At 20.6% G+C, this 824-nt stretch carries 2 protein-coding genes; both read right to left on the bottom strand.

Features of this window, described 5'->3' with window-relative positions:
* Positions 1 to 210 precede the first annotated feature (210 nt).
* Positions 211 to 411, bottom strand: coding sequence for an SVM family protein (locus tag BBA70_RS01335; RefSeq protein WP_252861514.1), 201 nt, complete (start codon positions 409 to 411; stop codon positions 211 to 213).
* 194 nt (positions 412 to 605) lie between these two features.
* Positions 606 to 824 (bottom strand): hypothetical protein (locus BBA70_RS01330; protein WP_252861513.1); only part of this gene is annotated, 219 nt, incomplete at its 5' end.

The raw sequence follows: 824 nt of genomic DNA, 5'->3' as shown, positions 1-824 counted from the left end.
ATTTTTGATGATTTAAATTAAGTTCTTGTATTGTAGTGGGGTCTTGAAAAAAATGACTTAAAATTTTGTTCGCTACTTGATTTCGTTCATATGAATAATTCCAAATTTGTTCATTTATATACTTTAAAAGATTTATGTCAGAAAGTCTTTGATAAAGTTTTTTGATTATTTGATCTAAATTATCTAATTTTTTTAATTTTATATCACCACTTAAATGATAAATATGAATTTTTTAAGTTTTTTAGATAATTCTTTTTGTTCTAAATAAAGTTTATTAATTTCATTATTTATTGAATTTTCATCATTTAAATTATTTATCGCCATAACTGGATAACAATTAATTAAAAATAACCCTAAGAAAATAAATAAACAAATAGTTATTCTTTTAAATTGATTTTTGAATTTAAACATTTATTAAATTCTCCTTTATTTTTTATTAACATATAGATTTGTCATAATTATGTTTTTTAAAGATGGACAAAATTTTTATGGATACAGTTAAAGTGGAGGTTGAAAACTTTACATTCAAATTGGGAATTATGCAATATTTCATGTCATATTGTAAATGTGTTTTGTTGTTTTTAGAATTGGATATTAGGATTAATTTAATTAATTTGTGTGTTTTTCAATTGTTCTGTTATATTATTTATTTCCATTATTGTTGCAAGAAGTTGTGTTTGATTATTATTTAACCTCATATGAATATCTTGAATATTTTCTATTCCATTATTGTTTGTAATATTTCTTAATTCTTGTAATAAAACTATTCCTTGTGACTCAAGTTCGATTTTAATCTCTTCTAATTGAGACTTTCTTGCTTCTAA

This window comes from New Jersey aster yellows phytoplasma (genome assembly GCF_002554195.1).
Taxonomy (GTDB): Bacteria; Bacillota_I; Bacilli_A; order Acholeplasmatales; family Acholeplasmataceae; genus Phytoplasma.
This window is presented reverse-complemented; position numbering and strand designations above follow the sequence as displayed.